The organism is Roseiflexus sp. (genome assembly GCF_057785375.1).
This window is the reverse complement of sequence record NZ_JBYNRX010000039.1, coordinates 51105-59707: the sequence shown is the minus strand read 5'-3', so window position 1 is coordinate 59707 and position 8603 is coordinate 51105. Positions and strand designations below refer to the sequence as shown.

Here is an 8603-nt window from a genome sequence, read left to right as displayed (position 1 = left end):
CGCGGCAAGCGTTGCGATCTGAGCCTCTTTCAGTTGGGGTTGCGCTTGCTGGAGCACCTTTTGAACGAAGGCAAAGAGATTCCCGTTGCCTTCCAGATGGTAGAGTAGCTTTGCGTAAAAAAGTGTACGGTAGTGAATTAGGGGTTAGGGGTTAGGGATGAGGGGTTAGGGAGCGATGAATACAATCGATCTTAACCCTCAACCCTGACCCTTACCCCCTGGTTGATTAGGGGTTAGGGGTTAGGGATGAGGGGTTAGGGAGCGATGAATACAATCGATCTTAACTCTTAACCCTCAACCCTGACCCTTACCCCCTGGTTAATGATGAGACAGAAGTGCAATCCGCCAAAAATCGGGCTGGTGCTCGAAATCGGGAGCGGCGATAATCCGCACCCGCGCGCCGATGTTCTGCTCGACCGCTACCCCGGCGCCGATAACCGCGAGCGCGGCGGGGATCTCGTGGTTGATCGCCCGTTCGTGGTGGCGGATGCTCATCATCTCCCCTTCGTGGATGGCGCGTTTGCGTACACCATCTGCTCGCATATTCTGGAGCACATGGACGACCCGCTCCAGTTTGCCGCCGAACTTCGGCGGGTGAGCGCCGCCGGGTATATTCAAAGCCCGTCCGAAATCGCCGAGCGCCTGTTCCACTGGTCGTTCCACCGCTGGTATGTCAACCTCGAAAATGATACGCTCGTGCTCCATCCGCGTGAAGCTGGCGAGCCGTTTGGCGAGTTGTTCGATTATCTCTACGCTTATAACCCCGCCTACTATTTTTTTCAGCGCAGCATGCCCGATCTCTTCTGGGTTGAGCGCGAATGGCGCGCCGAAAATCTCAAGATTGAGGTGCGCGATTCGTCGCCGCTTCGCCTGCGCGACCCGGCGTTCCTGCACGATCTGGCGCGTCCGCGTATGTCGCTGCTGCAACTGATCGGGCTGTTCATTGTGTCGCTCGTTGCGCGCACGCTTGGCGCCGGTGTACGCCGCCGGATCCGGCGGTTGCTGCGGCGGAGTTACGTATGAAGGTCATCACCGTCAAACTGCTCAAACCCGAAAAGAACGACTCGGTGATCTATCAGGCGGAGGTCATTCAGATGACGCCGGAGTATGCACTGGTGCGCGCCCGGTGGGATCGCCCGCGCCTCGACCTCGGGTATGTGACCTTCGAGCCGGGAGACGTCTTCCTCGAGCATTTCTACGCCAGCCGCTGGTGCAATGTGTTCGAATTGCGCAGCGCAACCGGCGCGCTCAAGGGGTGGTACTGCAATGTGACGCGCCCGGCGATCATCAGCGCAGAGGCAATCATCTCCGAGGACCTTGACCTCGATCTGTTCGTGTCGGCGCGGCGCGACCGCCTGCTGCGGCTCGATGTCGAGGAGTTCGAGGCGCGTGGGCTGGCGCAGCGCGACCCGCATGCCTATGCTGCTGCTCACGCCGCCCTGGAAAAACTGGAGCGCCTGGCGCGCGCAGGAGCGCCGCCTTTTGACGGGGTGGCGCAGAATATTCACAGTCCCCCCCCTACGGAGGGGGGCGGCTGAGGTCGCTGGGGTGGAGGCAGTGGCGCGGCGCCCCGTTGCCCCCCCTGTCCCCCCCCTCCGAGGGGGCGGCTGAGGTCGCTGGGGCGGGGATCCGCCCGCTGCGAAGCCTGCCTTCGCAGGCAGGGGCAGGTGATACAGGATTATGGTATACAAGTCCACGCAGTGTCCCTGAAACACGACATTGCGCCCTCATACTCATGCGCGATCATTCGTACAATACCGCTGGGGCGCTGCGGGCGAAAGCCCTCGCTGAGCAAGTGAAAGCCCCGTCGGAGCGCTGATGCCGATGCGCAGTCATACATCCACGACCGCCAACGCACGTTGTGGATCGTTACGCCTTGCGAACCGGGCGCTCGAACATCTTGTCTGACTGACTGCAAGTTAGTGTCAGTTCGTCGGATCAGGCTCTTATCGTAGAACGTGTATGACTACAATCATTGGCATTGGATTGGTCGGCTACGGCGGCATTGGGCGGATGCACGCGCTCTGCTATGGGATGCTGCCGCTGGCGCACCCCGAACTGGCAGGACAGGTGCGCCTGGTTGCTGTTGCAACCGCCAGCACCGCGTCGGCGGAACGGGCGCGGCGCGAACTTGGCGATGATGTGCTGACGACCACTGATCTCGGTGAGATGCTGGCGCATCCGTCGGTCACGGTCGTGGATTGCTGCGCGCCAACCGGCGACCATGCGCGGATCGCGGAAGCGGCGCTTGCAGCCGGAAAAGCGCTCTTCTGCGAAAAACCGCTTGGCGCAACGCCAGTCGAATCGGCGCGCATCGTCGAACTGGCGCAGGCGCGCGGATTAACCGGCGGCGTGAATTTTCATCTGCGCTTCGCGCCAGCGATTCAGGAAGCGCGCCGACGTGTGACCGGCGGATTGATCGGCGAGGTGCGCGGCTTCCATCTGCGCTACTACCGCAGCAGCAACCTGCGTCGCGACCGCGCCATCTCCTGGCGTTTCAGCGGACCGGGAAGCGGCGTGCTCGCCGATCTCGGATCGCACCTGATCGACCTGACCCTTCATCTGCTCGGTCCGATCCGCGCTGTGTCGGCGCGCACCGTCACCGTTGTCGTCGAGCGCCCTGGAGCGGATGGCGCCCCTACGCGAGTCGAAGGCGATGACGTCGCCTGGCTGTCGCTCGAACTGGTCAACGGCGGCTACGGAACCATCGAGGTCTCGAAAATGGTTCCCGGCGCCGGCGACGATATTCGCATCGAGGCGTATGGCAGCGCCGGCGCGCTGATCTTCGACACCCGCGATCCCAACGGATTGGAGATTGTCGAAGGGATCGGCGAGATCGGCGGACGCCGGATCGCCACCCTCAGCCGGACGACCCCGCCGGCAGCGTTGCCATCGCCGGAGACACCGGGAGGGACGTTGCAGTGGCACCTGGCGTCGATTGCGTCATTTGTCGGCGCTCTGCGCCATGGCGTCTCCCCAGAACCGGGTCTCACCGATGGTTTGCAGGTGGATCGCGCGATCGGCGCGGCGCGGCGGAGCGCCGCAGCCAATGGCGCGTGGATCGGGGTGAACGAAGGGTGAGGCGTGATGCAATGAATGGCTCTTCTCCACCCGATGCGTTGCGCGTCGCTATGCTGGCGCGGGTTGTGTTCCCGCTCCACGGCTTTGGCGGCATCGAGCGCCATGTCTTCCATTTGACGACGCACCTGGCGCGGCTTGGCGTGCGGGTGACGTTGTATGTGCAGACTCCGCGCAACGATGAACCGAATCGCGATTCGGTGCATCCCTACGCCGATGTGCTCCCCGGCATCGAGCGCGTTATCACGCTGCGCTACGACTACACCTCGCCGGTGCTGCGCCCCAATTCGATTCTGGGACGACAGATCAACTACCCCTGGTATTCCTGGCGGTTGGGACGCATAGCGGCAGCAGCGGCGCGGCGTGGTGCGTATGACGTGGTGCATGCCCAGGGATTGTGCGCATTCGGATATGGCTGGATCCGCGTCCGTGATCCGGTGCTGCGCTGCGTGCCGTTTATCGCCAATCCGCATGGGCTGGAAGAGTACCGCACCCCCGACTGGCGCAAATGGCTGGCATATGCTCCCTTCCGCGCCCTCTACTCCTACGGAACGCGCTGCGCCGACCGCGCCATCGCTACCGACGCCTGCACGCAGGATGACCTGCCGCGCTATCTGGGAGTCGATCCGGCGAAGGTCGTGGTCATTCCCAGCGCCATCGACGCCGATGAGTGCCTGGCGCCGGTCAACGACACCACACGTGCTGCGCTGCGTCAGCGATTGCGTCTCGATGAGGCGGACCTGACAATCCTCAGCGTCGGACGGTTAGAGCGCAACAAAGGGTATCACGTGCTGATCGACGCATTCACCCGGCTGCGGGAGCGCCTGCCATCACGCTGGCGCTGGCTGCTGGTCGGCGAGGGGAAGGAGCGCCGCGCTCTGGAGAGTCAGGCGCAGCAGGCTGGCATCCTCGACCACGTTACATTCGTGGGCCGGCTCAACGACGCCGAACTGCACAACCTCTACGAAGAGGTCGATCTCGTCGTGCATCCGACGCTCTACGAAGGTTCATCGCTCGTGACGCTGGAAGCCATGATCCACCGCCGTCCGATTGTGGCATCGGCGGCGGGCGGCATTCCCGACAAAGTGTTCGACGAACGCAATGGGTATCTGGCGCGCCCCGGCGACGCTGATGATCTGGCGGCGCGAATCCGGCTGGCGCTGGATCAGCGCGACCGCTGGGCAGCGTGGGGCGAAGAGAGCGTTCGCATCGTGCGCGCGACCTTCGACTGGCCCGTGGTCGCGCGGCGGACGAAGCAGGAGTACGAGGCGATGGTCGGGGCGAGGCGAGAGGCGAGGGGTGTGAGGCGAGAGGCGAGAGGCGAGAGGCGAGAGGCGAGGGGCAAGAGGCGGGAGGCGGGAGGCGAGGGGGGGTGAGCCGGGAGGTAGAAGTGCGCCGCTGGCGCGCCCGTGCAAACGTTGCGCGTTGAACTGGGGAGAGTGGAAAACCTCCCCGACCTTTGAGGTCTGCGCCACCGGTGTCGTGGATTCAAGGATCGTTGCGAGCGGCAAGGGGCTTGTCCTCTGGAGGCGTCTTGCCGCGACCTCGAAGGTCTTGGGGAAAGGTTGCAGGCAAGGAATACCGTAGGGGCGCCCACAAAGTTTGAAGGCGGGAAGGTTGCAGGTTACAGGCGGCAAGGGGCCTGTCCTCTGGAGGCGTCTCGCCGCGACCTCAAAGGTCTTGGAGGAGGGCGCGCGGCGGGCAGGCACAGGGCGGACAGGCACAGGGGCCTGCCCCTACGAGCGCAAACACATGTGTGGAAAATGCCCTGGCGGGCGTCAGCGCCATCAGGAGAACGATCACCCTAAAGCCGGAAATCCATCCCCAGGCTGAACAGAAAAGCAACACCGCCGCCAGCGTCGCCAACATCCAACACCATGGATGGCATATCGAAGGCGCACGCTTACTATGGTACAATTGTACCAGCAGGCGAGCATCCAGGCGAGAGGAACCATGCAGTCAGCCCCGGCTCGAACAGGGATCGAAGCCACGCCGATTGTTGTCTTTCACATCGCCGTTGGTCCCTTCGATGGCAACGGACATTGCCCGGTGCAGGCGAGCGTCAACGGACGCGCCGTTGCGTCGGAGCTGCACCTGGCGGAACCGCTGGTCGATCTGGGCTATCAGGCGCTCCACGCGGGTATGCAGCGGATTGCGGACGTGGCGGCTATCGGGCGGGCGCTGGGGCGGGCGCTGTTTACGCCGCCGGTTCGCGCGCTCCTGCTCGACGCTGCGCGTTCCGCCGCCGCAGATGGCGCGCGCTTGCAAATGCGCTTGCAGATCAACGCCCCTGAACTTGCGGCGCTTCCGTGGGAATATCTGTCACTCGGCACTACGAATGTCTGGACGCCGGCGCTGCGTGCCGACTATGCGCTGGTGCGGGCTGGGAGGCGCATCCCGCCGCTGCCGCCGCTGCCCCTGCGCGAGCCGCTGCGCGTGCTGGCGGTCGCCTCGCCTGGTAACACACACTGTCTGGATGCGCTCGAACGTGCGCTGGCGCCTGGGATTCGCGCTGGACGGATCGACCTGCGAACGGCGCACGACGCCACTCCTGCAACCCTGCAACGGGCGCTGGCGGAAGACGCACCGCATGTGCTTCACCTGGCAGCGCGCGTCGTCCTGTCACCCGAACAGCGGCTCGAACTCGACCTTGGCGCTATGATCGACGCTGGCGACCTAATCGATCTGCTGGCGCACGCGGCAGACCTGCGGTTGGCGACGCTGACCGGCAGTGACGGGAATGGGCAGATGCTTGACGTTGCCCCCATGCTCTGCGCTGCGTTACTGATCGACGAACGCCTGCCCGCCACGATTGCATTCAGTGCGCCGCTGCCTGCGGGCGAAGCGGCATGCTTTGCGGCGCTCTGTTACGACCAGCTGGCGCTGGGGGCGCCGGTCGCTCTCGCCGTAACGGTCGGGCGCGCGGCGCTGGCGCGGATCGGCGACCATTGGGGTGCGCCGGTGCTGCGGGTTGCGCCTGATACCGACGCGCTGTTCCAACCTTTGCCGCGCCGCGCCGCGCGCCCGCGCTCGATGATTCGACCGCTGCCCTTCGTTGCGGCAGCCGCCGTCGGCGCTGCGTTGATCCTTGGCGGATACCTGTTCCGCGCCCCGGGGCGCACACCGTCTGATGAGACCTTTGCGATTCAGGCTGCGCCGCCGACAGCACGCATCGAAGCGGCGGCGACCGCCAGGCGTCCGGCGTTTCTGCCGGTTCGCCTGCCGTTCAGCGAACCATCGGCGACGCCGACGCCAGCGCCGTCTCCCACGCCGACGCCGCTGCCAGCACCTGTCGGGTATACGGTTCATCTCGTTGCAACTGGCGAAACGCTGGATGGCATCGCGGCGCGGCTGGGCAGTGATGCAGGGGCGATTGCGGTCCTGAATGCGCTCGACCCCGACGCGCCGCTGCGCCCCGAACGGGCGCTGGTCATCCCGCTGTTCCGCACCGGAGAACCGGCGTTCGGGCTGACCGAACCGGTGCGTCGCGGCAACCCGGCATCCGGTAAGGTGGCGCTGACCTTCGATATCGAGATCGACGATACGACCCTCTATGCCATCCTCGAAGCGTTGCGGCAGCGTAACGTCAAAGGGACGTTCTTCGTCACGGGGAACTGGGTCAAACGCTTTCCCGATGCAGCGCGCGCAATCGTTGCCGACGGGCACGAGATTGCCAATCACTCGCTGACCCATCCCTACTTCTCCTGGATCGGTCTCGACGGCATGGCGAATGAATTACGTGAGACCGAGCGGATTGTTCAGGAGATCACCGGTCACAGCACACGACCGCATTTTCGTTTCCCGTATGGCGACTACACCGCGCAGGCGGTTGCTGCGGTTGCTGCAGAGGGATTTATCCCGTACCATTGGAGCGCCGATGATCGGGCGATCCCGGCATGGCTCGACCGCGCCGTCGCCGATCCGTCAGGAGCGGCGGGCGGCATCCTGTTGATGCACGGGCGCCCGGCGACTGCGGGGATGCTCCCTGGAATCATTGATCGTCTGCGCGCTGTCGGGCTGGAACCGACAACGTTGAGTGACACGCTCCGCTGATTCGTTTCTGTGAGGCATGTTCATGAAAGACGTTCTTCCTGCAATCGAGCAATGGCGCGCGCGCGGCGAGCGTGTGGCGATTGCCACAGTGGTGAAGACGCTTGGTTCCGCGCCGCGTGGAGTTGGCGCAAAAATGGCGGTTTCGTCGAGCGGCGCCATGGTCGGTTCGGTCAGCGGCGGATGCATCGAGGGGGCGGTGTTCGATGCCTGCCAGGAGGCGATTCGCACCGGCAAGGCGCAGTTGTTGCATTTCGGCATCGCCGATGATGACGCCTGGAATGTCGGGCTGGCATGCGGCGGCATGATCGATGTGTTCGTCGAGCCGCTGGACTGGTGATGCACGGCGCTGCTTTGCTGGCTGCAACACCAGAGACTCGTCGAACGTCTGATAGAGCGATCAACCAGATGTTGCCCAATCACTGCCCGTGTTGACCGTCCAGCGGCTGACGTTGGCTGAGCCTGTCGAAGCCCGCGTCAGCCGCTCCACGTCCTGGATTGTCCAGGTTGTGGTTGATCGCTTTATGAGATGGGTGTTTGGAACTTTCAAGGGCAGGCGAAGGCGCTGCCTTCGTCCACCCCGGCTTCACCTCATGAGGCGGATGTTCAGACACCCTCTGAAATGGGTGGACGCACACCCAAAGAGCATAGCATTAATTTGCAAACCAGGGGTGGAGCGCGTCCTGTCGAACGAATGACACGCCACCGCCCGGCACTATGTGAATGAGAACTATCATGACTCTCCTGTATACCACCCTTAAGTCTTGCCTTGCCGCAGAGCAACCGGTCGCTGTAGCGACGATTGTCGATGGCGCAGGGCAGATCGGCGCCAAGCTGCTGGTGCGCCCCAATGAGGCATTGCTTGGCACTCTCGGCAATCACGCGCTCAATGAGTCGGTCGAGCGCGATGCGCTGGCAATGCTACTGCGCGCGGAAAGCGGCATTCGCACCTATACCGTCGCCGATGGCGAAGTGCAGGTCTTCATCGAAACCTACCCGGCGCCACCGACGATGTTCATCGTCGGCGCGGTGCATATCGCTATTCCGCTGGTGACGTTCGCAAAAACGCTTGGCTTTCGTACCGTGGTGATTGATGCGCGCGGCGCGTTCGCCACTCCTGAGCGGTTCGCGCATGCCGACGAACTGATCCACGCCTGGCCCGATGAAGTGCTGCCCGGACGCCTGACCAGCAACAGTTTCGTGGTGCTGTTGACGCATGACCCGAAACTGGACGATCCGGCGCTCAAGGTGGCGCTCTCCTCGCCAGCGCGCTATGTCGGGGCGCTGGGAAGTCCCAAAACCCATGCCAGACGCCTGGAGCGATTGCGCGCCGATGGCGTGCCGGAGGAGCAACTGGCGCGCCTGCACGCGCCAATCGGTTTGAAGATCGGATCGAATTCGCCGGAGGAGATCGCGGTCAGCATCATCGCCGAAGTTGTAGCCGCTCGCCATGGATTGACCGGAAAGTAGCTCGT

At 63.8% G+C, this 8603-nt stretch carries 7 protein-coding genes; all 7 read left to right on the top strand.

What is annotated here, in order from left to right:
• Nucleotides 1-324 precede the first annotated feature (324 nt).
• A complete protein-coding gene (locus AC3EA7_RS07585; protein WP_488613431.1) occupies nucleotides 325-1023 on the top strand; it encodes a methyltransferase domain-containing protein in 699 nt (232 codons plus the stop codon).
• Nucleotides 1020-1538, top strand: coding sequence for a ribonuclease FAU-1 family protein (locus AC3EA7_RS07580; RefSeq protein ID WP_488613430.1), 519 nt, complete (start codon nucleotides 1020-1022; stop codon nucleotides 1536-1538). Before AC3EA7_RS07585 ends, AC3EA7_RS07580 begins: the two co-directional genes overlap by 4 nt.
• Nucleotides 1539-1962: 424 nt before the next feature.
• Entirely contained in the window at nucleotides 1963-3081 is a 1119-nt protein-coding gene (locus AC3EA7_RS07575; protein WP_488613429.1) for a Gfo/Idh/MocA family protein, read from the top strand.
• 11 nt (nucleotides 3082-3092) lie between these two features.
• Nucleotides 3093-4454 (top strand): glycosyltransferase family 4 protein, encoded by a 1362-nt coding sequence (locus tag AC3EA7_RS07570; RefSeq protein WP_488613428.1) that lies wholly within the window; start codon nucleotides 3093-3095, stop codon nucleotides 4452-4454.
• A 532-nt stretch (nucleotides 4455-4986) separates the two neighbouring features.
• Complete coding sequence (locus AC3EA7_RS07565) at nucleotides 4987-7131, top strand: polysaccharide deacetylase family protein (protein WP_488613427.1); 2145 nt, start codon at nucleotides 4987-4989, stop codon at nucleotides 7129-7131.
• A gap of 22 nt (nucleotides 7132-7153) precedes the next feature.
• Nucleotides 7154-7468: an XdhC family protein gene (locus AC3EA7_RS07560; protein ID WP_488613426.1), complete on the top strand. Its 315-nt coding sequence runs from the start codon at nucleotides 7154-7156 to the stop codon at nucleotides 7466-7468.
• Nucleotides 7469-7863: 395 nt separating this feature from the next.
• Nucleotides 7864-8598 carry an XdhC family protein gene (locus AC3EA7_RS07555; RefSeq protein WP_488613425.1) on the top strand — a complete coding sequence of 245 codons (735 nt, stop codon included), beginning with the start codon at nucleotides 7864-7866 and terminating at the stop codon, nucleotides 8596-8598.
• Nucleotides 8599-8603 lie beyond the last annotated feature (5 nt).

Excerpts from the sequence above, each read along its gene's own strand:
- AC3EA7_RS07560 (WP_488613426.1), top strand. The coding sequence starts at position 7,154 with ATGAAAGACGTTCTTCCTGCAATCGAGCAATGGCGCGCGCGCGGCGAG.
- AC3EA7_RS07565 (WP_488613427.1), top strand. The coding sequence starts at position 4,987 with ATGGTACAATTGTACCAGCAGGCGAGCATCCAGGCGAGAGGAACCATG.
- AC3EA7_RS07575 (WP_488613429.1), top strand. The coding sequence starts at position 1,963 with ATGACTACAATCATTGGCATTGGATTGGTCGGCTACGGCGGCATTGGG.
- AC3EA7_RS07555 (WP_488613425.1), top strand. The coding sequence starts at position 7,864 with ATGACTCTCCTGTATACCACCCTTAAGTCTTGCCTTGCCGCAGAGCAA.
- AC3EA7_RS07580 (WP_488613430.1), top strand. The coding sequence starts at position 1,020 with ATGAAGGTCATCACCGTCAAACTGCTCAAACCCGAAAAGAACGACTCG.
- AC3EA7_RS07570 (WP_488613428.1), top strand. The coding sequence starts at position 3,093 with ATGAATGGCTCTTCTCCACCCGATGCGTTGCGCGTCGCTATGCTGGCG.
- AC3EA7_RS07585 (WP_488613431.1), top strand. The coding sequence starts at position 325 with ATGAGACAGAAGTGCAATCCGCCAAAAATCGGGCTGGTGCTCGAAATC.